The sequence below is a fragment of the Plantibacter auratus genome (genome assembly GCF_050587365.1).
GTDB classification, from domain to species: Bacteria; Actinomycetota; Actinomycetes; order Actinomycetales; family Microbacteriaceae; genus Plantibacter; species Plantibacter auratus.
The window spans coordinates 661,740-684,703 of the sequence record NZ_JBOBFV010000001.1 but is presented as its reverse complement, the minus strand read 5'-3'; the positions used below and the strand labels follow the sequence as shown (position 1 = coordinate 684,703).

Below are 22,964 nucleotides of genomic sequence, written 5' to 3'. Positions count from 1 at the left end.
GCATGTCGGAAATCACTACCGAGCAGGTCGCGCATCTCGCGAACCTCGCTCGAATCGCCCTGAGCCAGGACGAGATCGCCCACCTCACGACGGAGCTCGACTCCATCGTGGACAACATCCAGAAGGTGCAGCAGGTGGCCACGCCTGACGTCCCGGCGACGAGCCACCCGATCCCGCTCGAGAACGTGTACCGCGACGACGTCGTCGGCAACACGCTCACGCGGGAGCAGGCGCTGCAGAACGCGCCGGAATCGGCCGACGGTCGCTTCAAGGTCTCGGCGATCCTGGGGGAGGAGCAGTGAGCGGGTTGATCGGTCTCACGGCAGCCGAGCTGTCGAGCAAGCTCCGCGCTGGCGAGGTCTCCAGCGTCGAAGCCACCCAGGCGCACCTCGACCGCATCGCGCAGGTCGACGGCGACGTCCACGCCTTCCTCCATGTGTCGGACCACGCACTCGACGTCGCCGCCGACATCGACGCACGCCGTGCCGCGGGCGAGGACCTCGGCGAGCTGGCGGGCGTCCCGCTCGCCATCAAGGACGTGCTGGTCACGACGGACATGCCGTCCACCTCAGGGAGCAAGATCCTCGAGGGGTACCTGTCACCGTTCGACGCGACCGTCGTCGCCCGGTCGCGTGCCGCCGGTCTCGTGCCGCTCGGCAAGACGAACATGGACGAGTTCGCCATGGGCTCGAGCACGGAGCACTCCGCGTACGGCCCGACCCACAACCCGTGGGACCTCGACCGCATCCCCGGCGGTTCCGGCGGTGGCTCCGCTGCCGCGGTCGCCGCATTCGAGGCGCCCATCGCCCTCGGCAGCGACACCGGCGGGTCCATCCGCCAGCCGGCGCACGTGACCGGCACGGTCGGCGTGAAGCCGACCTACGGCGCGGTCAGCCGCTACGGGGCGATCGCACTCGCCTCCTCGCTCGACCAGGTCGGGCCGGTCAGCCGCACGGTCCTCGACTCGGGCCTCCTCCACGACGTCATCGCCGGGCACGACGCCCTCGACTCCACCTCGCTCCGTGACGCCTGGCCGTCGATGGCCGCTGCGGCCCGCGAGGGCGCGCGCGGCGACGTGCTGCGCGGCCTGCGGGTCGGCGTCGTCACCGAGCTCAACGGTGAGGGCTTCCAAGCCGGCGTGAAGAGCCGCTTCCAGGAGGCGCTCGCGGTACTCGAGGCGAACGGTGCCGAGATCGTCGAGGTCTCCGCTCCGAACTTCGAGTACGCCGTCGCCGCCTACTACCTCATCCTCCCCGCCGAAGCGTCGAGCAACCTCGCGAAGTTCGACTCGGTGCGCTTCGGCATGCGGGTCACGCCCGAGGGTGGCGGCACGGTCGAGCAGGTCATGTCCGCAACGCGCGAGGCCGGTTTCGGTCCCGAGGTGAAGCGACGGATCATCCTCGGCACGTACGCGCTCAGCGCGGGCTACTACGACGCCTACTACGGCAGCGCCCAGAAGGTCCGGACACTCATCCAGCGCGACTTCGCGGCGGCGTTCGACCAGGTCGACGTCCTCGTGAGCCCGAGCGCCCCGACGACGGCGTTCAAGCTGGGCGAGCGTATCGACGACCCACTGGCGATGTACCTGAACGACGTCACCACCATCCCGGCGAACCTCGCCGGCGTGCCCGGCATCAGCGTGCCGATCGGGCTCGCCCCGGAAGACGGTCTGCCCGTCGGCATCCAGTTCATGGCGCCAGCACGGGAGGACGCCAGGCTCTACCGGGTCGGCGCCGCTCTCGAGGCGCTTCTCGAATCGACGTGGGGGCACACCCTCATCTCGCAGGCACCCGCTCTCGGAGGTCGGTAACCCATGGCCAAGGACAAGCTCCTCTCCTACGAAGAAGCCCTCGAACTGTACGAGCCGGTGCTCGGCTTCGAGGTGCACGTCGAGCTGAACACCAAGACGAAGATGTTCTCCTCGGCGCCGAACGGCTTCGGCGACGCTCCGAACACGAACATCTCGCCGGTCTGCCTCGGTCTGCCCGGGTCGCTCCCGGTCGTGAACGAGCAGGCGGTGCGGTACTCGATCAGCCTCGGGCTCGCCCTCGGCTGCTCGATCGCACCCTCGAGCCGTTTCGCGCGGAAGAACTACTTCTACCCCGACCTCGCGAAGAACTACCAGATCTCGCAGTTCGACGAGCCGATCGCCTTCGAGGGCTCGGTCGACGTCGAGCTGGCGGACGGCACCATCGTGACGGTGCCGATCGAGCGCGCGCACATGGAGGAGGACGCCGGCAAGCTCACGCACATCGGCGGTTCCACCGGCCGTATCCAGGGTGCCGAGTACTCGCTCGTCGACTACAACCGCGCGGGTGTGCCGCTCGTCGAGATCGTCACCAAGCCGATCTACGGCACCGAGCACCGGGCACCCGAGATCGCGAAGGCCTACGTCTCCGCGATCCGCGACATCGTCGTGGCGCTCGGCATCTCCGACGCGAAGATGGAGCGCGGGAACCTCCGCTGCGACGCCAACATCTCGCTGCGTCCGCGCGGTCAGGAGAAGCTCGGCACGCGAACCGAGACGAAGAACGTCAACTCCCTGCGTTCCGTCGAGCGCGCCGTCCGCTACGAGATCCAGCGGCAGGCGGCGATCCTCAAGGACGGCGGATCCATCGTCCAGGAGACGCGGCACTGGCACGAGGACACCGGTGCGACGTCCGCCGGCCGGCCGAAGAGCGACGCCGACGACTACCGGTACTTCCCGGAGCCCGATCTGCTCCCGGTCGTGCCGTCGCCCGAACTCATCGAGGAACTCAGAGCGGCCCTGCCCGAGCAGCCGGCCGTCCGTCGTCGTCGGCTGAAGAGCGAATGGGGCTTCACCGACCTGGAGTTCCAGGACGTCGTGAACGGTGGTCTGCTGAACGAGATCACGGCCACCGTCGAGGCCGGCGCCGCTCCGGCCGCCGCACGGAAGTGGTGGACGGGCGAGATCTCGCGGATCGCGAACCAGCGCGATGTCGAGGCGACGAGCCTCGTGTCACCCGAGCACGTCGCGGCACTCGCGGCGCTCGTCGAGGCCGGAACGCTCAACGACAAGCTCGCACGCCAGGTGCTCGAGGGCGTCATCGACGGGGAGGGCACTCCCCAGGAGGTCATCGACGCTCGCGGTCTCGCACTCGTGTCCGACGACGGTCCGCTGATCGCCGCCATCGACGAGGCACTGGCCGCTCAGCCGGACGTCCTCGCCAAGATCCGCGACGGCAAGGTCCAGGCCGCCGGCGCCGTGATCGGCGCCGTGATGAAGGCGATGCGCGGACAGGCCGATGCGGCGCGTGTGCGCGAACTCGTCCTGGAGCGCGCCTCGCAGTAGCGGTCACCGCTGCACCATCGGGCCCGCGCCACCGTCGATGACGGCGGCTCGGGCCCGATGTCGTCGGCCAGGGGAAGCCCTGGTGCCGACTGCTGGCCCGGCATACACTTCCGCCATGCTGGTCGAAGGCACCATGCGGTGGCAGGTCACGGAAGACGCTCCGATGGCCCTCATGCTGGCGCTCGCGTTCCGCGACATGGCAGGGATCGGCGAGCGATGCGTCGCGCAGCTTCCCGCGGTCACACCGGGGCTGGAGCGGCTCGACGTCACCGGCCTCGACCTCGACGCGCTCGCCGTCCAGTTCGACGGTTGGTGGACCGGGATCGCCCGTCGCGACACGCGCCTGTTCATGGCCGAGGTCCGTCCACCACACTTCGAGGTGTTCGATCGAGCCCTCGACCTGCAGGAGCTCGCCTACCGGGCGTACGACGACGCGCACCGCTGGGCGTCGGCTCGCATCCGGGAGTACGAGCGCGCGCTCGCAGGCCGATCGCCGAGTCGCCTCACCGACGTCTACGAACTCATCCGCGAGCGTCAGTTCGAGTTGCGCCGGCAATCCAGCTCGTTCCGGTTGGACCTCGAGGTGCTCCCGATCTGCCGACCGGGGGCCTGGGTGGTCGCGCCCGACACGATCGTGGTCAGTGAGTCGCTCCGGGACGACCAGGAGGCCTTCCGTGAATGGCTACGGCCGCTGGTCCACGGCCTGGTCTGATCCGCTCGCGACGCGCTCGACCGGCCGACGGGTCGGGTTCAGGAGCACGACCGCGATGATCGAGCCGACAGCGCCGGCAGCCGCCATCGCGGCGGTGAGCGGGTGGGAGATCTCCGCGAAGGGCATGATGAAGGCGCTCGCGAGCGCGATCCACACGGCGACGTGTGCAGGCTTGCGCTCCGGGTCGAGGCGCAGCTTGCGAGGGTGCTCGACACGGCCGAGGAGTGTGCCGACGCCCGCGAGCAGGACCGCGACGACCAGCAGCACGACCGGCCGGGTCCACCACCACGCGGCGCTCAGCGGTTCCGCGAAGGGGATGCCGAGGGCGAGCTGGAGACCGGCGACCGCGATGATCAGGGGGAGATGCCAGAGGTACACCGTCATCAGCCGGGACCCGATGAGGAAGACGACCGCTCGCGCGGCGCGGGTCTGCATGACGGCGGTGAGCAGTGGGTGCACCAGGGCGAGCAGGGCGAGCTGCCCGACGCCGAGGACGACGAGGGGGAGCGTCGGTGGGTTGAGGTTGCCGAGCATGCTGGTCGAGTACGGCAGCCAGGTCGTGATCGGCACGAGCGCACCGTAGGAGAGGAGCACCCCGGCGACGAGGACGAGGCGCGGAACGGAGCGGAGACGTCCGTCGGCCAGGAAGAACCCGAACTGCTGCAGCAGCGGCCAGACGAACAGCAGGTTGACGAGACCGATGCCGAGGAGGCCGGTCGAGTAACGGACGACGTCGACGAGGATCACGCCGGCCAGCAGTGTCGCACAGGTCAGGACGGGGTGGCGGTCGTGGCAGGTGGCGAGGAACGGGGCGACAGCCTGGCAGAGCAGGTAGGCGGCCAGGAACCAGAGCGGGGACCCGACGCCTGCGGCGACGGCCTCGATGATGGCGGGGGCGACGCCGAGGGCCCCGGCGAGCCACAGCCCCGCGGCGAGGAAGAGCAGGACCGGGATCGTCGGCAGGGCGAGTCGGAACACCCGGGACCGGAGGAAGTCGCTGGTCCCGCCACCGCGTCGGACGGTGCTGCGCCAGCCGGTGATCGTCGCGAAGCCGCCCACGATGAAGAACAGCGGCATGATCTGGCCGAACCAGGTACCTGTGTCGAACCACGGCTGCTGCTCCAACGCTCGGGAGATGCCGATCGTGCCGTCCGGCTCGACCGCCACCGCGACCATCAGGAGGTGGACGATGACGACCGTCACGACGCACGCGACGCGCACGAGGTCGAGGGCGAGGTCCCGCCCGGAGAGGTCTGGGACCGCCGGGGCCGACCCGGTCCGCGTTCGCGTGCTCATCGCCGGACAGCCTAGCGTCGCCGGGCCCTCCCGCCTCGGCCCTTGTGGAGAGCGTGTCGGAGGCGACTGCGACAATGGAGGCATGAGTCGGCAGGATGGAGCGTCTCGTCGCGTCTCGGCGCACGATGCCGACGACAGCGGTACCCCCATCCTCCACGTCGACATGGACGCGTTCTTCGTCTCGGTCGAGCTCTTGGAACGGCCCGAGCTGCGCGGTCTCCCGATCATCGTGGGAAACAAGGAGGGGCGGTCGGTCGTCACCTCCGCCAGTTACGAGGCTCGCCGGTACGGCGTGCGCGCGGCGATGCCGGTGTCCCAGGCGATGCGCCTCTGTCCGAGCGCCGTCGTGTTGCCACCCCACCACGGCAGGTACCGCGAGTACTCCGATCGGGTGATGGAGGTCTTCGAGTCGGTCACGCCGCTCGTCGAGCCGCTGAGCATCGACGAGGCCTTCCTCGACGTGTCCGGCGCGGTCCGGTTGCTCGGGAGCCCACGGACGATCGCCGCGCTCGTGAAGCAACGGGTCCTCGACGCGACCGGTCTGCCGTGCTCGGTCGGCCTGGCATCGACGAAGTACGTCGCGAAGCTCGCCTCCGGCCTGTCGAAGCCCGACGGCCTGCTGGTCGTGCCCGCCGACGAGACCCTGGCGTTCCTCCACCCGTTGCCGGTCGCTGCGCTGTGGGGCGTCGGTGGCCGGACGGAGGAGCAGCTGACGAACCGGGGCATCCGGACCATCGGTCAGCTCGCCTCCACCCCGCTGTCGATGCTCCAGCGCGCGGTCGGTGAGGCCTCCGGTCGCCGACTCCTCGAGCTCGCGAACGGGATCGATCCGCGCGGCATCGAGCTGGCACGACGCGAGAAGAGCGTCAGCCACGAGGTGACCTTCCCGACGGACGTCTCCGACCCGACCATCCTCAAGCGCGAGCTGCTGAACCTCGCCGGTCTCGTCGCGATCCGGCTCCGGAAGGGCGGCTACGCCGGCCGGACGATCAGCATCCGTGTCCGCTATGCGGACTTCAGCGTCATCACCCGGTCGCGCACCATCGGCGAGGCCACGAACGTCGGGCGTCGGGTCTACGACGAGGCGGCGTCGTTGTTCGACGACCTCGATCGCGGTGGGCGTCTCGTGCGCCTCGTCGGGGTGAAGGTCGACCAGCTCGTCCCCGCCGATGAGGCCGGTGCCGGGCTCTGGGACCCGGACGAGGAGTGGCGTGAAGCCGAGCAGACGATCGACCGGGTCGCGAGCCGGTTCGGCGATCTCGCGATCGCTCCCGCCTCCCTCCTCGGCAAGCCGAGGCGTCGCGGACTCGGCAGTCGCGGAGACTCGCAGGGTGCTGGGAGCACGGATCAACCCCTTGGACCGGTGGATACCGAGCGGTAGCCTCGCGGTATGACGAATCTCGTGGAGAAGCTGGCAGAACAGGCGAAGGGGCTCGGCGTGTCCGCAGCCTACGGGGAGCAGCAGGACGTCGACGGCACGAAGCTCGTGCCCGTCGCGCTGACGTACTACGGCTTCGGCGGCGGCTCCGAGGGCGACGGCGACGACGCCCCGAGCGGCGGTGGCGGCGGTGGCGTCTCGATCCCGGTCGGTGCCTACATCAAGACCGACGAGGGTCTCCGTTTCGACCCGAACCTCATCTCGCTCATCGCCGTCGCGATCCCGTTCATCTGGGTGAGCGGCAAGGCTCTGGCCGGCCTCATCAAGGCCCTCAAGAAGTAGCGCTCCCCGTCGAACCCCTGTCGTGCGACTGCGCACGGCAGGGGTTAGACTCGTGCCACCACGGGAGTCCGGTGAACCGGGCTGAGAGGAAGGTATTCGCCTTCGACCGTCGAACCTGATCTGGATCATGCCAGCGCAGGGAGACCATTTCTCGCTATCCCGTGCTCTTTTCCGTCTACAGGAAGGGCACGAATCGTGTCAGCATCGACCAAGATCTCACCCTCTGAACGCGCTGCGTCGCGGACCTTGCGCTGGAGGGTCGTCGACATCGTCGTGGTCGCCGTGCTCGGCGTCGCGACGGGCCTCATCTTCTGGGCGTGGAACACGCTCGGATCACTCTGGTACGCGGGTGCCAGCGCCGTCACGCCCGGTTTCGGCGGGATCGCCGTCGGGATCTGGCTCCTCGGCGGGGTGCTCGGCGGCCTCATCATCCGGAAGCCCGGCGCAGCACTCCTCGTGGAGACCATCGGTGCGATCGTCTCCGCCCTCATCGGCAACGCATGGGGCGTCACGACGGTGTACTCCGGCCTCGCTCAGGGCCTCGGTGCTGAGCTGGTGTTCGCGGCGCTCGCGTACAAGCGCTTCGGCCTCGTTCCGGCGATCCTCGCCGGTGCCGGCGCCGGGGCCGGCGCGTGGCTCCTCGAGCTCGTGATGTCGGGCAACCTCGAGAAGGGTGTCGAGTTCAACGCGATCTACCTCGGTTCGCTGCTCGTCTCGGGCGCGATCCTCGCCGGTGTCGTCGGCTGGGCCCTCGTCAGGGCACTCGCGTCGACCGGAGCGCTCAGTCGGTTCGCGTCGGGGCGGGACGCTCGGCGCGAGGTTTGATCGTGCCGGGAGCTACCGGTCCGGCGCGCGTCGTCGCGCGGGACTGGGGGTGGCGTCATGCCGGTCGGAAGGCCTGGGCGGTGCGCGACCTCGACCTCGTGATAGAACCGGGCGAACGGGTCCTCCTCCTGGGGGCGTCCGGTGCCGGCAAGTCGACGCTGATCCACGCCCTGGCCGGCGTCCTCGGCGGCGCGGACGAGGGGGAGTCCCACGGCTCGCTCCTCGTGGACGGCGTTCCGCCTGAACGAGCGAGGGGTCGCATCGGGCTCGTGCTGCAGGATCCCGACTCGCAGGTGATCCTGTCCAAGGTCGGCGACGACGTCGCCTTCGGCTGCGAGAACCTCGGCGTCGAGCGCGAGGAGATCTGGCGCCGCGTGGACGCCTCGCTGGAGGCCGTCGGACTGGACCTGCCGCTGGACCACTCGACCTCGGCGCTGTCCGGCGGTCAGAAACAGCGGCTGGCCCTCGCCGGCGTACTCGCCATGCACCCCTCGCTCCTCCTGCTCGACGAACCGACCGCGAACCTCGACCCGGCCGGGGTGGCCGAGGTGCGGGACGCCGTCGCTCGGCTGGTCGATGACGGTTCGTCCACCCTGGTCGTCATCGAACACCGCGTCGACGTCTGGCGCGAGCTGATGACCAGGGTCGTCGTGCTCGACGCCGACGGCGGTGTCCTCGCCGACGGGCCACCCGACCTCGTCCTCGACGACGTCGGGCAGCGCCTGGCCGATGCGGGCGTCTGGGTGCCGGGCATCCCGCTGGGGTTGGCCCCTCGTCCGGTGTCCGGCCCATCAGCCGCGGTCATCACGACCGACGACCTGGCGATCGGTCGAACGCGGAAGCAGCCGGTGCAGGAGCACCTGGGGCTCGCGGTGCCCGAGGGTGCGGCGACCGTCATCGTCGGCCCCAACGGCGCGGGGAAGTCCACGCTCGCGCTCACGCTGGCGGGACTGCTGCCGGAGATCACGGGGACGGTGACCGCCGCTCCGCAGCTCGCCGGCAGGCTGGGATCCCGGCCGATCCGCTGGAAGTCCACCGAGTTGCTCACACGCATCGGGACGGTCTTCCAGGATCCCGAGCACCAGTTCGTCTCATCGACCGTGCGGAACGAGCTCGGTGTCGGCCTGCAGGCCCTCCGCTGGTCCCGGACCGCCATCGACGAGCGGGTCTCCGAGATCCTCGAGGCGCTCGGTCTCGGTCGTCTTGCCGAGGCGAACCCGTTCAGCCTCTCGGGCGGTCAGAAGCGCCGGTTGTCGGTGGCCACCGTCCTCGCTGCCCGGCCGGCGGTCATGGTCCTCGACGAACCGACGTTCGGGCAGGATCGACGCACGTGGTTGTCACTCGTCCGCCTGCTGCAGCAGGAGCTCGAGCGCGGCGCGACGATCCTCTCCGTCACGCATGACGCGGGGGTCGTCGAACATCTGGGAGACCATCGCATCCTCCTCGAACCGCTGGAACTCGGGAGGCGGGCCGCATGACAAGCCTCACGGCAGCGGACCGCTCGACGGTGTTGCACCATCGACCGCCACTCGACCGCGTGAATCCGGTGACGAAGGTGCTGGCCGTTCTCATCCTGTCCGTCCCGTTGCTGCTGACGATCGACTGGGTGAGTGCGAGCACGGCGGTGCTGCTCGAAGTGATGCTGTTCCCGCTCTCCGGCCTGCGGTTCACCGCGCTGCTGAAGCGGGCACTGCCGGTGCTCGTCTTCGCGCCCATCGGCGGGATCAGCATGCTGTTGTACGCGAAGCCGGGAGGGACGGAGTACCTGTCGCTCGGGTTCGTCAGGGTGACGGACAACTCGATCGAGCTGGCGGTCGCCGTGACGATCCGCGTGTTGGCGCTCGGTCTCCCGACGATCCTGCTCTTCGCGCGGGTGGATCCGACCGATCTGGCCGACGGCTTGTCCCAGATCACGAAGCTGCCGTCGCGGTTCGTGCTCGGGATCCTCGCTGGGGCGCGGATGCTCGGACTCTTCATCGACGACTGGCGCAGTCTCGCGCTCGCCCGTCGTGCCCGTGGGCTGGGGGACCGGGGAGTGGTCCGGCGGTTCGCGTCCATGGCGTTCGTGCTGCTGGTGTTCGCCATCCGCCGCGGGAGCAAACTCGCGACGGCGATGGAGGCGCGGGGGTTCGGGGCACCGAACGAACGCACCTGGGCCAGACCGTCCCGCCTGGGCCGGGCTGACCTCGTCGCCGTCCTGGTGACGATCGTGATCATGGCTTTCGCGCTGTCCACGGCGGTCCTCGCCGGCACGTTCCGGGTCGTGGGCCAGTGAGCGCGGTTCCGCCGGTCCTGCTCATCGACGGACGGTCGGGCACGGGGAAGACGACGCTCGCCTCCTCGGTGGCGTCCGCATTGACGGCCAGCACGGTCGTCCACATGGACGACCTGTATCCGGGGTGGGAGGGGCTCGACGAGGGTGCTCGACTCCTCGTCGAGTGGATCCTCACACCGTTCTCCGAGCGGCGCGCGGGGGAGTGGCGGCGCTGGGACTGGGAACGGTCCGCCCGTGCGGAGGCGCACCTCGTGCCGAGTGACCGTCCACTCATCGTCGAGGGTTGCGGGTCGTCGTCGCGGGCGTCGCGAATACTCGCCGACACGGTGCTGTGGCTCGACGCGCCGGTGGTCCAGCGCACCGACCGCCTCATCGGGCGCGGTGACGGCGTCGACTGGCTCGCCGAGTGGACCCTCCAGGAGGACGCCTTCATCGAGCGGGAGCGGCCCGACCTCGATGCGGATCTCCGCATCGAGGCGACGGGTGCCGCGGACCAGGTCTCATCCCTCGTCCTTGATGTCCTTGCGCGCGACGAAGCGAAACGCTGGAGCCCCTGGCTCCGTTCCTGAGACCCACGGTCCGGATTCTCGGTCCTTGAGCCGGTCTGAGGGTCAGGTTCCGGTCATCGGTCCCTGAGCTTGTCGAAGGGTGGTGTGCCCCCGGCAGGATTCGAACCTGCGACCAAGAGATGAGAAGGGTCCGCGAGAGCTTCTGGTGTGCCCCCGGCAGGATTCGAACCTGCGACCAAGAGATGAGAAGGGTCCGCGATGTCGTGTGAGGTGCCCCCGGCAGGATTCGAACCTGCGACCAAGAGATTAGAAGGCTCCTGCTCTATCCCCTGAGCTACGGAGGCGGGCGTCGTCCAGGATACCGCAGCGGTGTCTCAGGCGCCGACGCCGAGGAGGCCGAGGACACCGAAGACGAGCGACAGGGCTGCGAGGACGAGGGCGATGCTGATGAGGATGACGTGCACGCGCAGGAACGTCGTCGCACGTCCCTGATCGTCGCGGGCACGCGGGTCGGCGACGATCCGCTTGAGGAAGCGGGGCCAGACGACGACGTTGTAGACACCGTTGACGAGCAGCAGGACGGAGATGGCGATGATCACCGCTCGAGTCTACGGAACCGGCGGCGTCGGTCGTGCTGAGTAGACTCGACCCATGAGCACAGCTGGGGACCGTCTGGTCTGGATCGACTGCGAGATGACCGGACTCGAGCTGGAGGTCGACGAACTCGTCGAGATCGCCGTCGTGATCACCGACTTCGAACTGAACATCCTCGACCCGGGTTACTCCGTCGTGATCAAGCCCGATCAGTCGGCACTCGACAACATGGGTGAGTTCGTGACGAACATGCACCGCACCTCGGGGCTGCTCGAGGAGATCCCGAACGGCGTGAGCGTCGCGGACGCCGAGTTCCAGGTCATCGAGTACATCCAGCGCTTCGTCCCCGATGAGTCGAAGGCTCCGCTGGCCGGGAACACCATCGGGACCGACCGAGGATTCCTCGCGCGGTACATGCCGCGACTCGACGCCCACCTGCACTACCGCAACGTCGACGTCTCCTCCATCAAGGAGCTCGCCCGTCGGTGGTACCCGCGGGTGTACTTCAACGCCCCGTCGAAGCACGGCGGACACCGCGCGCTGGCGGACATCCTCGAGTCGATCCGTGAGCTCGCCTACTACCGCGGAGCGTTGTTCGTCGACCTCCCCGGCCCGTCCTCCGACGACGCGAAGCAGGTTTCGGAAGCGGTCGTGTCACGGTACGCCCCAAACATGTAATAGACTCGTCCAGTCGCTTGTGACGCGGTCTCCGCGGAGCAGGTCGCATGGTGGGTATAGCTCAGTTGGCAGAGCGCCTGGTTGTGGTCCAGGAGGTCGCGGGTTCAAGCCCCGTTACTCACCCCATGTCGTACAGAAGCCGGAGGATCCCTCCGGCTTCTGTCGTATCCGGGGAGCGGGCATGTTGGAGCTGGACACCGAGGCGTTCGAAGCCCTCGTGGTGGACGAACTCGACCGCTTGCCCGACGAGATGGTCGACGGTCTCGACAACCTCGTCTTCGTCGTCGAGGACCGGCCTGAGAACGGCACGCTCGACACACTCGGGCTGTACGACGGCGTCGCCCTGACGGAGCGCGACCGCTACGGTTTCGGCGAGATGCCCGACCGGATCATCGTCTACCGCGAGCCGCATCTGGCGGCTTGCGAGACACTCGACGAGCTCGCCGACGAGATCCACACCACCCTGGTCCACGAGATCGCGCACTTCTACGGCATCGACGACGAGCGGCTGCACGAGCTCGGCTGGGCCTGAGACCCGCCTCGCCCACTGAGCCGTGTTTCCGGTGTGTTGCAAGTGCCTCGGAGTTCCGGGTGCGCCTCCGGCGAGCGAGTAGCCTGGGGACATGCGCGAGATCCAGGCCCGCATCATTGCGGAACTCCATGTCAGCCCCACGATCGACCCGGCGGCCGAGGTCCGTTCCCGGATCGACTTCCTGAAGTCGTACCTGCGGGCGACGCACTCGAAGGGGTTCGTGCTCGGGATCAGCGGTGGACAGGACTCGTCGCTCGCCGGGCGCCTGTGCCAGCTCGCGGCGGAAGAGGTCCGAGCCGAGGGCGGAGAGGCCCGGTTCATCGCCGTCCGTCTGCCGTACGCCGTGCAGCACGACGAGGACGACGCCCAGTTGGCGCTGTCGTTCATCCGCCCGGACGACTCCGTCGTGTTCAACATCCAACGTGCGGTCGACGGGTTCGAAGCCGAGTACGCGGATGCGACCGGCGAACCCCTCAGTGACTTCGTCAAGGGCAACGCGAAGGCGCGCGCACGGATGGTCGCGCAGTACGCGATCGCCGGTCAGCAGGGGCTCCTGGTGGTCGGGACGGACCACGCGGCCGAGGCGGTCACCGGCTTCTTCACGAAGTTCGGCGACGGCGGGGCCGACGTGCTCCCGCTCAGTGGCCTGACGAAGCGTCAGGGGCGTGCGCTCCTGGAGTCGCTCGACGCTCCGGAACGCCTCTACCTGAAGGCCCCGACCGCCGATCTCCTCGACGGCACCCCCGGCCAGACCGACGAGGAGAACCTCGGACTCAGCTACCAGCAGATCGACGACTTCCTCGAGGGGAGCGAGATCGATCCGGTGGCCGCCGAAGCGATCGAGGCCCGGTACGCGGCGACGGAGCACAAGCGACAGGTCCCGGTCAGCAAGTTCGACACCTGGTGGCGCTGACCACGCACCCCTGACACGAAGACGGCGGCCCGATCGGATGATCGGGCCGCCGTCTGTCAGTCTCGGTGGTCAGCTGACGCTGGACTGCTTGCGTTCGGCTTCCAGGACCGCGACGTCGTCGATGATGCGCTGCGTCGTGCTGGTGTTGATCGTGCCGCCCGTCGAGCGGGTGATGTCGCCGGGCCGTGCAGCCGGGGCGGTGGACGCGGGCTTCACACCGGCGTACTGCTCGTGGTGCTGCTTGGCGACCCACGACTCCTGCTCCGCGACGAGCGCCTGTTCCGATCCTGTGGACTCGGCGCGCCAGCGACGGAGGTCTCCGTCGAAGTCCTTTCGGGCCCGTGCCGGCTTCTTCGACCACTCGACGAGGCGGTCGCGGAAGTCCTCGACCACCGGGTCCAACTCGTACCCGAACGTCGCGGAGTTGCGCTTCATCTCGTGGAGCTGGTGGTTCGCCCAGTCCGCGGCGACGGCCGCACCCTTGATCGGGCTGAGCCGCACGAGGGTGTCCGCCTGGGCGACGGCCCGATCGCTGAGCACCTGCTCCTGCGGGGTGAGCGAGTTCCAGACGCTGGCCTCGGTGGCGGCGTCGACGAGCGCCAGGATCGCGACGTTCTTCTGCTCTCGATCGCGCTGGTCCACGATGGCTCGCAGCGCACGACGGCTTGCGCCGGCGGCGACGAGAGAGGACACCACGACGGCCACGATGAAGAGGGCCGCAGCGAACAGCATGGGGCGGACCTCAGCTGAGGTCACCCACTCTACGAAGTCATTCCACCACTGCATGGGCCGCAGACTACCCCTCGTTCGGGCGTGAACACGGGCGACGCACCGGGTTCGACGGGAACGGCGGGAGGGTAGCCGCTCAGTTGCGGAAGGCGTCGATGGCGACCGCGAGATCGCTGAAGCTGCCCAGCGGGGCGTACTCGAGGACCGCTGGTCGGAACCGGTTGGCCCGGTACTCAGGAACGCCGTCCGCTCCGACGGCCTCGATGTTGCCGAGCACGCGGCCGTCGGGGGTCGTCACGCGCCAGTAGCCGGGACGGATGCTCAGGGCGTTGGGCATGGGACTCCTCGTGCGCTGGTGGGGCGATGCCGGACTGGGACTGCCGGCTGGTACTCGTCAGCGTATGCGCGGCCACCGACATCGGCCGTGGTCAGAGCGGAGCGAGGGTCCTCCACAGCGAGGTGCGCGGTTGTGGACATCGACGATGGCCGCCCGGCTCGACATGGGGCCTGCGGGATCGGTGAGGCTGGCAGCGCGTCCGGGGTGGCGATCGGCACGGACCCGCCCCGGACGCTTCCGCGATCCACCGCCAGGATCGTCGGATCGACAGGAGAGGAACCCATGAACGACCAGATCACCGTCTGCGGACACGTCGCGACAGACCCCAAGCACCATCGCACGACGTCCGGGTTGGACATCACCAGTTTCCGCCTGGCGTCGCAGCAACGTCGGTACGACCAGAAACAGGGTTCCTGGGTCGCGCAGGAGACGAACTGGTACACGGTGAGCGCCTTCCGTGGATTGGCGACCGCCTCCGCCACATCGCTCGTCAAAGGACAGCGTGTCATCGTGCTCGGTCGGTTGCGGATCCGTGACTGGGAGCAGGGTGAGCGACGAGGGACGTCTGTCGACATCGAAGCTGACCACATCGGGCCCGACATCGGCTGGCAACCGAAGGGGTCCGGTGAGTCGCCGGTCGGAACGGGGGTGTCCCCGACGTCCGCCGCATCCGAGTCGATCGGATCCGGAACCGGAACCGGGGAGTGGGCGCCGGGGCCGCCGCAGGACACGCCGTTCTGACGCGCCGCGTAGACTGCTCGACGTGCAGAAGAGCCTCCGCGATCGCCCCGTCTCAGCCGTCACCTCGATCCGTCGTCGCTCGTCGATCGCCGGCGTCCGGGCCGGCGTGGTGCTCGGCCTGCTCGGCATCCTCGTGACGGGTTGCACCCAGCCCGCTCCCGAGCCGACGGCCACACCGAGCCAGACGCCGACCGCCACTGAGACGGCTCCGGCGGCGCCGGTGCTGCTCCCCGAGGGCACCGCCACCGACAACCTGCCGTTCTTCGACGCCGTGAACGCCGCCACGCTCGCCGCGAATCCCGCCGCTGGCGGCCAGGCGATCATCGATGGTCTCGTCGCCGCCGGCTTCCCGAAGGCGGAGATGGAGGTCTCCTCGGACACGACGAGCATCGGTGAACCGGCCGACTCGATCCAGTTCGCCATCCGGTGGCAAGGACAGTGCATCCTCGGGCAGAACGGGCCGGCGACGGGGTACCACTCGTCGGTGGTGTCGCAGCTCGACACCGGGCGATGCCTCATCGGGGTCACCCGCGCGATCGACTGGTAAAGCCGCCGACCACTCCCGGGCTGGTGCAAGCCTCGGGCATGCCATAACCTGACATTTCAGATATCGCCACCTCTCGGGGGGGGGGGGGGCTCGATCCGGAATCGAGGGCATGCATGACCGCCGACCCATCATCTGGCGGGGATCCTGCCACCGAGGCCGTCTTCCTGGCCGACGAACGTCTGGCTGTCGCGCCGACGGCATTGGCGCACACGCTCAAGCCTCGTCATCTGGCGCTGATCGCCCTCGGTGGCATGATCGGCGCCGGGCTCCTCGTGGCGTCGAGCACGGCGATCCTCGCAGCGGGGCCCGGCGTGATCCTCGCGTACGCCCTCGCCGGCGTGGTCGTGGTGCTCGTCATGCGCATGCTGGGAGAGATGGCCTCCGCGTCGCCCGAGACCGGGTCGTTCTCCGCCTACGCCTCGCGATTCATCGGTCCCTGGGCCGGTCTGGCGATCGGGTGGCTCTACTGGTGGTTCTGGGTCGTGGTCGTCGGCATCGAGGCGACGGCAGCAGCGCAGATCGTCAGCCAGTGGGTGCCCGGTCTCCCGCAGTGGATCCCGGCGCTCGTGATCACCGTCGCATTCCTCGCCGCCAACCTCGTCTCGGTGAAGTCGTTCGGTGAGTTCGAGTTCTGGTTCTCGTCGATCAAGATCACGGCCGTGATCCTGTTCATCGCGCTCGGATCGCTCATCATCGTCGGCGTCATCCCGACCGAGACGGCGACCGTCGCCAACCTCGCCCCGACCGACGGGGGCTTCCTGCCGTTCGGCATCGGCGGCGTCCTGGCGGCGCTGCTGCCCATCATCTTCTCGATGTTCGGTGCCGAGGTCGCCACGATCGCGGCAGGAGAATCGGTGGACCCGAAGGGTGCCGTCCGGCGAGCGGTGAACTCGGTCGTCTGGCGGATCCTGCTGTTCTACATCGGCTCGATCCTGGTCGTCCTCATCGTGGTGCCGTGGACGGAGATCACACCGGGGATCAGTCCCTTCGTCACCATGCTGCACGCCGCCGGGATCCCCGGTGCCGGAGTGGCGATGGACATCATCGTCTTCACAGCCCTGCTGTCGACGCTCAACGCCTCGCTGTACACGGCGTCGCGCATGCTGTTCTCCCTCGGCGGCCGCGGGGAGGCCCCGCGAGCGGTGCGCGCGACGACGCGACGCGGCACGCCGGCGGTGGCGATCCTGTGCTCGGCCGTCGTCGGGCTCGTGTGCGTCCTGTTGAACTACCTCGCACCGGACGAGGTCTTCACCTTCCTCGTCAACTCCACCGGCGCGATCGCGATCTTCGTGTGGATCGTGATCGCCGTCGCTCAATTGCGCAGCCGACGGTTCGACCAGGTCTCGGCGCCGGAGAGTGGCGACCGCATCGGCGGGATCCGCATGTGGGGACACCCGTGGCTCACAGTCGTGGTCGTCGTCGCGCTCGTCGCGCTCCTGGTGTCGATGTTCTTCGGCGGACCCGCCCGGCTCCTCGAGGTGACGACGAGTTGCGCGATCGCGGCGGCGGCCGTCATCGCGGGCGTCGTCGTGCAGCGCAAACGGAGGGTCCGCCCGTAGACTGGACGGCGACATGGCTGAATACATTTACTCGATGGTCCGCGCCCGCAAGGCGGTCGGCGACAAGCTCATCCTCGACGACGTGACGATGGCGTTCCTGCCCGGAGCGAAGATCGGCGTCGTCGGCCCGAACGGTGCCGGTAAGTCCACGATCCTGAAGATCATGGCGGGGATCGACACCCCCTCGAACGGCGAGGCGAAGCTCACGCCGGGCTTCAGCGTCGGCATCCTCATGCAGGAGCCGGAACTCGACGAGGACAAGACGGTGCTCGAGAACGTCCAAGAGGGCGTCGGCGAGATCAAGGGCAAGATCGACCGCTTCAACGAGATCTCGCTCGCGATGGCCGAGCCCGACGCCGACTTCGATGCCCTGCTCGCCGAGATGGGCGTGCTGCAGGAGGCGATCGACGCCGCCGACGCTTGGGACCTCGACTCGCAGCTGGAGCAGGCGATGGACGCCCTGCGCTGCCCGCCCTCCGACGCCACGGTCGCCCACCTCTCCGGTGGCGAGAAGCGTCGCGTCGCGCTCTGCAAGCTCCTCCTGCAGAAGCCCGACCTCCTGCTCCTCGACGAGCCCACCAACCACCTCGACGCCGAGAGCGTGCTCTGGCTCGAGCAGCACCTCGCTCAGTACGCGGGCGCCGTGCTCGCCGTCACCCACGACCGGTACTTCCTCGACCACGTCGCAGAGTGGATCTGTGAGGTCGACCGCGGTCGCCTGTACCCGTACGAAGGCAACTACTCGACCTACCTCGAGAAGAAGGGCGAGCGTCTCAACGTCCAGGGCAAGAAGGACGCGAAGCTCGCCAAGCGACTCGCGAGCGAACTCGAGTGGGTCCGCAGCAACGCGAAGGGCCGCCAGGCGAAGTCGAAGGCTCGTCTCGCTCGCTACGAGGAGATGGCGACGGAGGCCGAGCGCACCAGGAAGCTCGACTTCGAGGAGATCCAGATCCCCGCCGGTCCGCGACTCGGCTCGACGGTCCTCGAGGCGAAGAAGCTCGAGAAGGGCTTCGACGGACGCGTCCTCATCGACGACCTCTCCTTCAGCCTCCCGCGCAACGGCATCGTCGGCATCATCGGCCCGAACGGTGTCGGTAAGACCACGCTGTTCAAGACCATCGTCGGCATCGAGCCGCTCGATGGCGGTGAGCTCAAGGTCGGCGAGACCGTGAAGCTCTCCTACGTCGACCAGTCCCGCGGGGGCATCGACCCGAACAAGACGCTCTGGGAGGTCGTGTCCGAGGGGCTCGACTACATCCAGGTCGGCAACCAGGAGATCCCGTCCCGCGCCTACGTGTCGACCTTCGGGTTCAAGGGCCCGGACCAGCAGAAGAAGGCCGGCGTCCTCTCCGGTGGTGAGCGCAACCGACTGAACCTCGCGCTGACGCTCAAGCAGGGCGGTAACCTCCTGCTGCTCGACGAACCGACCAACGACCTCGACGTCGAGACGCTCTCGAGCCTCGAGAACGCGCTCCTCGAGTTCCCGGGTTGCGCCGTGGTCATCACCCACGACCGGTGGTTCCTCGACCGCATCGCGACGCACATCCTGTCGTACGAGGGCACCGAGGAGAACCCGTCGAACTGGCACTGGTTCGAGGGAAACTTCGAGTCCTACGAAGAGGACAAGATCAAGCGCCTCGGACCGGATGCGGCGAAGCCGCACCGCTCCGCGTACCGCAAGCTCACGCGCGACTAGGACTCGCGCGAACGGCCCATCGGCTTCTGCCGGTGGGCCGTCGTCCGTTCACGACCCATACGTCCCCGACCCACGGAGGGCCCAGCAATGACCAGACTCCACGTGCCGATCCCACTGCGGTGGGGCGACCTCGACGCCTTCAACCACGTCAACAACGCCTCCATGCTCAAGCTGCTGGAGGAGGCCCGAGTTCGCGTCTTCTGGATCCCGACGCTGGCGTCGGAGGACGTCCCGCCGACCGCCGTCATCGACGCGAGCCTCGAGGCCGAGACGCTGACGCTCGTGGCGCACCAGGAGATCGAGTACCTGGCCCCGATCCCGTACCAGCGCGATCCGCTCGACGTCCAGCTCTGGATGGGCAAGATCGGCGGAGCCAGCCTGCAGGTCGCGTACGAGGTCTACTCGCCGCTGGGCGGGGCATCGCAGACGCTGTACGCCCGAGCCTCCACGACGGTCGTCATGGTGGACGCCAAGACGCTCAAGCCTCGCCGGATCTCGGACGTCGAACGTGCCGCATGGGAGCCGTTCCTCGAGGATCCGATCGAGTTCTCGCGGCGCTGAGCGACGCCGGTCACCGAGGTGTCGGGAACCGCACCATGCCCTCCTGGGCGACGCTCGCGACGAGGCGACCCGCCCGATCGTAGATGCGCCCGAGGGACAGACCTCGTCCGCCGGTGGCGCTCGGGGAATCCTGCAGGTAGAGCAGCCACTCGTCGACGCGGGCGGGTCGGTGCCACCACATGGCGTGGTCGAGACTGGCGATCTTGATGCCCGGGGTGGCCCACGGGACGCCGTGACGACGGAGCACCGGCTCCAGGATCGTGTAGTCACTCGCGTAGGCGAGCGCGGCACGGTGCAGCGCCGGGTCGTCGGGCAGGTCCTCGATCGTCTTGAACCACACCGCTTGCCGGGTGGTCCGCTCGCCCTCCACCCGGAGGTAGACGGGGGAGCCGACGTGGCGGAGGTCGAAGGGGCGTCCCGTCGCCCACGCCTCGGCCGCCGGGTGGTCGATCCCGCTGAGGAGCTCGGCGGCTGACGGGAGCGTCTCCGGGTCCGGGATCCCGTCGGGCAGCTCGATCTGATGCTCCGGGCCCTCGTCCTGGGTCTGGAAGGACGCGATCATCGAGAGGATCGGCACCCCGTTCTGGTATGCCTGGGTGCGCCGGGTGGCGAACGAGCGTCCGTCGTGGATGCGGTCGACCGCGAAGGTGATCGGCAGGTCGACGTCGCCTGGTCGGAGGAAGTACCCGTGCATCGAGTGGATGATGCGCTCGGCGTCGACGGTCCGGGTCGCGGCGACGACGGACTGGGCGAGCACCTGACCACCGAAGACCCGCCCCTGCGGCATCCATTGGGACGGACCGGTGAAGATGTCCTCGTCGGTCCGGACACCGGGAGCACTGAGGTCGAGTGCGGTGAGCAGGGAGTGGATCGGTTCCTTCACGCGAACACGCCTTTCATCCGGGGGTCGAGGCTCGGTCGTCGATGCCCGACCCGACCCGCCGAGTCTATCCAGGCCCTGGCGACGCGGTGCCGGAGCGCACGCGGCGGTGGCGTAGATTGAGAGGAGATGTCCACCACCTTGCAGCTCCTCGACGCCACCTCGCTCGCCGACCTCCGCACCTTCCTCGCACGCGCCGCCCGGATCGACGACTCCGGTGTGCGGCTCCTGGCTATCGGGGACGTCCTGGCGGTCTCCGCTCCGGTGCTGCACCCGCAGGGTCTGCTCGACCGGAGTCCGACGATCATCGGGATGCGCACCTTCGCACTCGCCGAACCCGCCACGGCGGACGTGCTCGCGACCCCGCGTGAACTCATCGACCGCATCGTCCGCACGCTCGGCGGCGTCGCTGCCGAGGACCTGGTCGCGGATGCCCGCGAGACCGTGCCGCTCGAGCTGCCGCCGTCCACGAGGACGGCCCCGTGGGTCGGACAGGCACCGCCCCGTGGTGGCTGGGAACGTGCGGGCGACGTGGACACCATCGAGCTCGAACTCGTCGCCAGGACGGGGGCCTCGGAGATCGCCGAGACGCTCCCCACAGCGGTGGGCGATCAGATCGTCCAGAAGGTGCGGTCGCAGGTGTGGTCACGGCCCCTCGGCGACGGCCACGGACTCCCGACCGGTGCCGCGTTCGCCGCGGTGGGCCTCGGCTTCATCGCCGAGCCGGAGCGCGCGGCCGTCTTCCGCTCAGGCGGATGGGTCCGCTTGAGCACCCGACGCGGGCATGTGCTCGCGGGCGCCGTATCCTGATCCTCAGGCGCCTGCCATCGCGCGGCCGGCGGTCCGACCGCTGAACAGACACCCGCCGAGGAAGGTCCCCTCGAGCGCGCGGTAGCCGTGGATCCCTCCACCGCCGAAGCCGGCCGCCTCACCGGCGGCGTAGAGGCCGGGCACCGGGTTCCCATCCGGGCCGAGGACCCGACTCGCGAGGTCGGTCTCGAGCCCGCCGAGGCTCTTGCGGGTCAGCACATGCAGCTTCACCGCGATGAGCGGTCCGGCCTTCGGATCGAGGAGCCGGTGCGGCGCGGCGACGCGGATGAGTTTGTCGCCCCGGTAGGAGCGGGCACCGCGGAGCGCGGTGATCTGCAGGTCCTTCGTGAACGGGTTGTCGATCTCGCGATCGCGAGCCTCCACCTCGGCGATGACGTTCCCCGCGTCGATGGGCGTCTCCGGGCTGAGCTCCTGCATCCCTGCGACCAGCTCGGTGAGCGTGTCTGCGACGACGAAGTCCGCGCCGTGCTCCTTGAACGCCTCGACCGGCCCGGGCGCTCCCGGGCCGATGCGCTTCGCGAGCAGCCCGAGGTCCTTCCCGGTGAGGTCGGGGTTCTGCTCGCTCCCCGACAGTGCGAACTCCTTCTCGATGATCCGCTGGGTCAGCACGAACCAGCTGTGGTCGTGGCCGGTGGCACGCAGGTGCGCGAGGGTACCGAGCGTGTCGAAGCCCGGGAAGAGCGGCACCGGGAGCCGCTTCCCGGTTGCGTCGAACCAGAGCGAGGACGGCCCCGGCAGGATCCTGATGCCGTGCTGCGGCCAGATCGGATTCCAGTTGGTGATGCCTTCGACGTAGTGCCACATCCGGTCGCCGTTGATGAGATGCCCGCCCGCACGCTCACTGATCGCCAGCATGCGTCCGTCGACGTGCGCGGGGACCCCGGAGAGCATGGTCGCCGGCGGCGTCCCCAGCCGAGCCGGCCACTGCTCGCGGACGAGGTCGTGGTTCCCTCCGATGCCGCCGCTCGCGACGAGCACCGCGGGCGCCCTGCACGAGAACTCGCCGACGACCTCGCGCGAGCTCGGAGCACCGCGCTCGGCATGCGATGGGGCGAGCACGGAGCCGCGGACGCCCACGACCGCGCCGTCCTCGGTGAGCAGCTCGTCCACGCGGTGCCGGAAATGAGCCGACACCGTGCCGTCCTCGACGCCGGCGTTCACCCGTCGGACGAAGGGCGCGACGACACCGGGCCCGGTGCCCCAGGTGATGTGGAAGCGGGGAACGGAGTTGCCATGGCCGATGGCGCCGTAACCGCCCCGTTCCGCCCAGCCGACGACCGGGAAGAACCGCATGCCTTGCTCGTGGAGCCAGGCGCGCTTCTCGCCCGCGGCGAAATCGAGGTACGCCTCTGCCCAGCGCCTCGGCCAGTGGTCCTCGGGACGGTCGAACGCTGCTGCGCCGAACCAGTCCTGGGTCGCGAGCTCGAGCGAATCACGGACGCCGAGGTGGCGCTGCTCGGGGGAGTCGACCAGGAACAGGCCGCCGAACGACCAGTGCGCCTGGCCACCGAGGTTCGACTCCGGCTCCTGTTCGAGCAGGATGACCCGCTTGCCGGCGTCGATGAGCTCTGCGGCGGCGACGAGCCCGGCCAGCCCGCTGCCGATCACGATCGCGTCGGCCTCGGTTCGATCGGCGGACGGGTTGGGAGGGACGGCTGCTGGCATCTGCTGACTCCTTCGGCACGGACGTGCGTCCGATCCTACGACCGTGCGGCC

Annotated in this window: 25 protein-coding genes, 2 tRNA genes, 1 pseudogene and 1 riboswitch; of the genes and pseudogenes, 20 read left to right on the top strand and 8 right to left on the bottom strand. The window is 69.0% G+C overall.

The window, feature by feature from the left end; translation table 11 throughout:
• Positions 1 to 2: 2 nt before the first annotated feature.
• The 4 genes from gatC to ACQ3HE_RS03160 all read left to right on the top strand — a co-directional run bounded on the left by gatC (position 3) and on the right by ACQ3HE_RS03160 (position 4,025).
• Positions 3 to 302 (top strand): Asp-tRNA(Asn)/Glu-tRNA(Gln) amidotransferase subunit GatC, encoded by a 300-nt coding sequence (gatC, locus tag ACQ3HE_RS03175; protein ID WP_064295120.1) that lies wholly within the window; start codon positions 3 to 5, stop codon positions 300 to 302.
• Positions 299 to 1,810 carry an Asp-tRNA(Asn)/Glu-tRNA(Gln) amidotransferase subunit GatA gene (gene gatA / locus ACQ3HE_RS03170; protein WP_064295121.1) on the top strand — a complete coding sequence of 504 codons (1,512 nt, stop codon included), beginning with the start codon at positions 299 to 301 and terminating at the stop codon, positions 1,808 to 1,810. Before gatC ends, gatA begins: the two co-directional genes overlap by 4 nt.
• Before the next feature lie 3 nt (positions 1,811 to 1,813).
• Positions 1,814 to 3,313, top strand: coding sequence for an Asp-tRNA(Asn)/Glu-tRNA(Gln) amidotransferase subunit GatB (gatB, locus tag ACQ3HE_RS03165; protein ID WP_079705682.1), 1,500 nt, complete (start codon positions 1,814 to 1,816; stop codon positions 3,311 to 3,313).
• 115 nt (positions 3,314 to 3,428) lie between these two features.
• A complete protein-coding gene (locus ACQ3HE_RS03160) occupies positions 3,429 to 4,025 on the top strand; it encodes a hypothetical protein (protein WP_430891289.1) in 597 nt (198 codons plus the stop codon).
• Here the strand turns inward: ACQ3HE_RS03160 and ACQ3HE_RS03155 are convergent.
• Positions 3,996 to 5,321 carry an acyltransferase family protein gene (locus tag ACQ3HE_RS03155; RefSeq protein WP_430891287.1) on the bottom strand — a complete coding sequence of 442 codons (1,326 nt, stop codon included), beginning with the start codon at positions 5,319 to 5,321 and terminating at the stop codon, positions 3,996 to 3,998. The two genes, ACQ3HE_RS03160 and ACQ3HE_RS03155, sit on opposite strands and share 30 nt — an antisense overlap.
• Positions 5,322 to 5,403: 82 nt before the next feature.
• Between ACQ3HE_RS03155 and dinB the strand changes: the two genes are divergently transcribed.
• From dinB to ACQ3HE_RS03125, 6 genes are all read left to right on the top strand, one after another.
• Complete coding sequence (dinB, locus tag ACQ3HE_RS03150) at positions 5,404 to 6,702, top strand: DNA polymerase IV (protein ID WP_430891285.1); 1,299 nt, start codon at positions 5,404 to 5,406, stop codon at positions 6,700 to 6,702.
• Positions 6,703 to 6,711: 9 nt separating this feature from the next.
• A complete protein-coding gene (locus ACQ3HE_RS03145; RefSeq protein ID WP_079705686.1) occupies positions 6,712 to 7,041 on the top strand; it encodes a hypothetical protein in 330 nt (109 codons plus the stop codon).
• Positions 7,042 to 7,091: 50 nt separating this feature from the next.
• Positions 7,092 to 7,200: riboswitch (TPP riboswitch) on the top strand.
• A gap of 36 nt (positions 7,201 to 7,236) precedes the next feature.
• Entirely contained in the window at positions 7,237 to 7,866 is a 630-nt protein-coding gene (locus tag ACQ3HE_RS03140; RefSeq protein ID WP_086473536.1) for an ECF transporter S component, read from the top strand.
• 2 nt (positions 7,867 to 7,868) lie between these two features.
• Positions 7,869 to 9,344 carry an ABC transporter ATP-binding protein gene (locus tag ACQ3HE_RS03135; RefSeq protein ID WP_430891283.1) on the top strand — a complete coding sequence of 492 codons (1,476 nt, stop codon included), beginning with the start codon at positions 7,869 to 7,871 and terminating at the stop codon, positions 9,342 to 9,344.
• Complete coding sequence (locus ACQ3HE_RS03130; protein ID WP_124769159.1) at positions 9,341 to 10,141, top strand: energy-coupling factor transporter transmembrane component T family protein; 801 nt, start codon at positions 9,341 to 9,343, stop codon at positions 10,139 to 10,141. The genes ACQ3HE_RS03135 and ACQ3HE_RS03130 overlap by 4 nt, the downstream gene beginning before the upstream one ends.
• A complete protein-coding gene (locus tag ACQ3HE_RS03125; RefSeq protein WP_430891281.1) occupies positions 10,138 to 10,710 on the top strand; it encodes a nucleoside/nucleotide kinase family protein in 573 nt (190 codons plus the stop codon). The genes ACQ3HE_RS03130 and ACQ3HE_RS03125 overlap by 4 nt, the downstream gene beginning before the upstream one ends.
• A gap of 85 nt (positions 10,711 to 10,795) precedes the next feature.
• Here ACQ3HE_RS03125 and ACQ3HE_RS03120 read toward each other — a convergent pair.
• The 3 genes and pseudogenes from ACQ3HE_RS03120 to ACQ3HE_RS03110 all read right to left on the bottom strand — a co-directional run bounded on the left by ACQ3HE_RS03120 (position 10,796) and on the right by ACQ3HE_RS03110 (position 11,249).
• Positions 10,796 to 10,868: pseudogene (locus ACQ3HE_RS03120) on the bottom strand.
• Between the two features lie 53 nt (positions 10,869 to 10,921).
• Positions 10,922 to 10,994 (bottom strand) — tRNA-Arg (locus ACQ3HE_RS03115).
• A 30-nt stretch (positions 10,995 to 11,024) separates the two neighbouring features.
• Positions 11,025 to 11,249, bottom strand: coding sequence for an SCO4848 family membrane protein (locus ACQ3HE_RS03110; protein WP_064295131.1), 225 nt, complete (start codon positions 11,247 to 11,249; stop codon positions 11,025 to 11,027).
• Positions 11,250 to 11,301: 52 nt separating this feature from the next.
• On the opposite strand from ACQ3HE_RS03110, the gene orn reads away from it, so the two are divergent.
• The 4 genes from orn (at position 11,302) to nadE (ending at position 13,367) form a co-directional block, all read left to right on the top strand.
• Positions 11,302 to 11,922 carry an oligoribonuclease gene (orn, locus tag ACQ3HE_RS03105; protein WP_064295132.1) on the top strand — a complete coding sequence of 207 codons (621 nt, stop codon included), beginning with the start codon at positions 11,302 to 11,304 and terminating at the stop codon, positions 11,920 to 11,922.
• Positions 11,923 to 11,972: 50 nt separating this feature from the next.
• Positions 11,973 to 12,048, top strand: a tRNA-His gene (locus ACQ3HE_RS03100).
• A gap of 55 nt (positions 12,049 to 12,103) precedes the next feature.
• Entirely contained in the window at positions 12,104 to 12,454 is a 351-nt protein-coding gene (locus ACQ3HE_RS03095; protein ID WP_079705689.1) for a metallopeptidase family protein, read from the top strand.
• Between the two features lie 91 nt (positions 12,455 to 12,545).
• The gene (gene nadE, locus ACQ3HE_RS03090) at positions 12,546 to 13,367 is read left to right on the top strand and encodes an NAD(+) synthase (protein WP_430891279.1); all 822 of its coding nucleotides are present in this window, start codon (positions 12,546 to 12,548) and stop codon (positions 13,365 to 13,367) included.
• Between the two features lie 69 nt (positions 13,368 to 13,436).
• Here the strand turns inward: nadE and ACQ3HE_RS03085 are convergent, their stop codons facing one another.
• Both ACQ3HE_RS03085 and ACQ3HE_RS03080 read right to left on the bottom strand, forming a co-directional pair.
• Positions 13,437 to 14,153 (bottom strand): hypothetical protein, encoded by a 717-nt coding sequence (locus ACQ3HE_RS03085; RefSeq protein ID WP_430891278.1) that lies wholly within the window; start codon positions 14,151 to 14,153, stop codon positions 13,437 to 13,439.
• A 79-nt stretch (positions 14,154 to 14,232) separates the two neighbouring features.
• The gene (locus ACQ3HE_RS03080) at positions 14,233 to 14,433 is read right to left on the bottom strand and encodes a hypothetical protein (RefSeq protein ID WP_124769165.1); all 201 of its coding nucleotides are present in this window, start codon (positions 14,431 to 14,433) and stop codon (positions 14,233 to 14,235) included.
• A gap of 282 nt (positions 14,434 to 14,715) precedes the next feature.
• Between ACQ3HE_RS03080 and ACQ3HE_RS03075 the strand changes: the two genes are divergently transcribed.
• The 5 genes from ACQ3HE_RS03075 (at position 14,716) to ACQ3HE_RS03055 (ending at position 19,537) form a co-directional block, all read left to right on the top strand.
• Positions 14,716 to 15,174, top strand: a complete 459-nt coding sequence (locus ACQ3HE_RS03075) for a single-stranded DNA-binding protein (protein WP_430891277.1) — start codon at positions 14,716 to 14,718, stop codon at positions 15,172 to 15,174.
• Positions 15,175 to 15,196: 22 nt separating this feature from the next.
• Positions 15,197 to 15,721 (top strand): DUF6993 domain-containing protein, encoded by a 525-nt coding sequence (locus tag ACQ3HE_RS03070; RefSeq protein WP_430891276.1) that lies wholly within the window; start codon positions 15,197 to 15,199, stop codon positions 15,719 to 15,721.
• Between the two features lie 113 nt (positions 15,722 to 15,834).
• The gene (locus ACQ3HE_RS03065) at positions 15,835 to 17,280 is read left to right on the top strand and encodes an amino acid permease (RefSeq protein WP_430891275.1); all 1,446 of its coding nucleotides are present in this window, start codon (positions 15,835 to 15,837) and stop codon (positions 17,278 to 17,280) included.
• A 13-nt stretch (positions 17,281 to 17,293) separates the two neighbouring features.
• Complete coding sequence (gene ettA, locus ACQ3HE_RS03060; RefSeq protein ID WP_079705695.1) at positions 17,294 to 18,976, top strand: energy-dependent translational throttle protein EttA; 1,683 nt, start codon at positions 17,294 to 17,296, stop codon at positions 18,974 to 18,976.
• Positions 18,977 to 19,063: 87 nt separating this feature from the next.
• On the top strand, positions 19,064 to 19,537 hold the full coding sequence (locus ACQ3HE_RS03055; protein WP_064295138.1) for an acyl-CoA thioesterase: 474 nt from the start codon (positions 19,064 to 19,066) through the stop codon (positions 19,535 to 19,537).
• A 10-nt stretch (positions 19,538 to 19,547) separates the two neighbouring features.
• Here the strand turns inward: ACQ3HE_RS03055 and ACQ3HE_RS03050 are convergent, their stop codons facing one another.
• The gene (locus ACQ3HE_RS03050) at positions 19,548 to 20,420 is read right to left on the bottom strand and encodes an acyl-CoA thioesterase (protein WP_234993952.1); all 873 of its coding nucleotides are present in this window, start codon (positions 20,418 to 20,420) and stop codon (positions 19,548 to 19,550) included.
• 126 nt (positions 20,421 to 20,546) lie between these two features.
• On the opposite strand from ACQ3HE_RS03050, the gene ACQ3HE_RS03045 reads away from it, so the two are divergent.
• The gene (locus tag ACQ3HE_RS03045) at positions 20,547 to 21,227 is read left to right on the top strand and encodes a DUF8185 domain-containing protein (protein ID WP_194644454.1); all 681 of its coding nucleotides are present in this window, start codon (positions 20,547 to 20,549) and stop codon (positions 21,225 to 21,227) included.
• 3 nt (positions 21,228 to 21,230) lie between these two features.
• On the opposite strand, the gene ACQ3HE_RS03040 is transcribed toward ACQ3HE_RS03045, so the two are convergent.
• The gene (locus ACQ3HE_RS03040) at positions 21,231 to 22,913 is read right to left on the bottom strand and encodes an FAD-binding dehydrogenase (RefSeq protein ID WP_430891274.1); all 1,683 of its coding nucleotides are present in this window, start codon (positions 22,911 to 22,913) and stop codon (positions 21,231 to 21,233) included.
• Positions 22,914 to 22,964 lie beyond the last annotated feature (51 nt).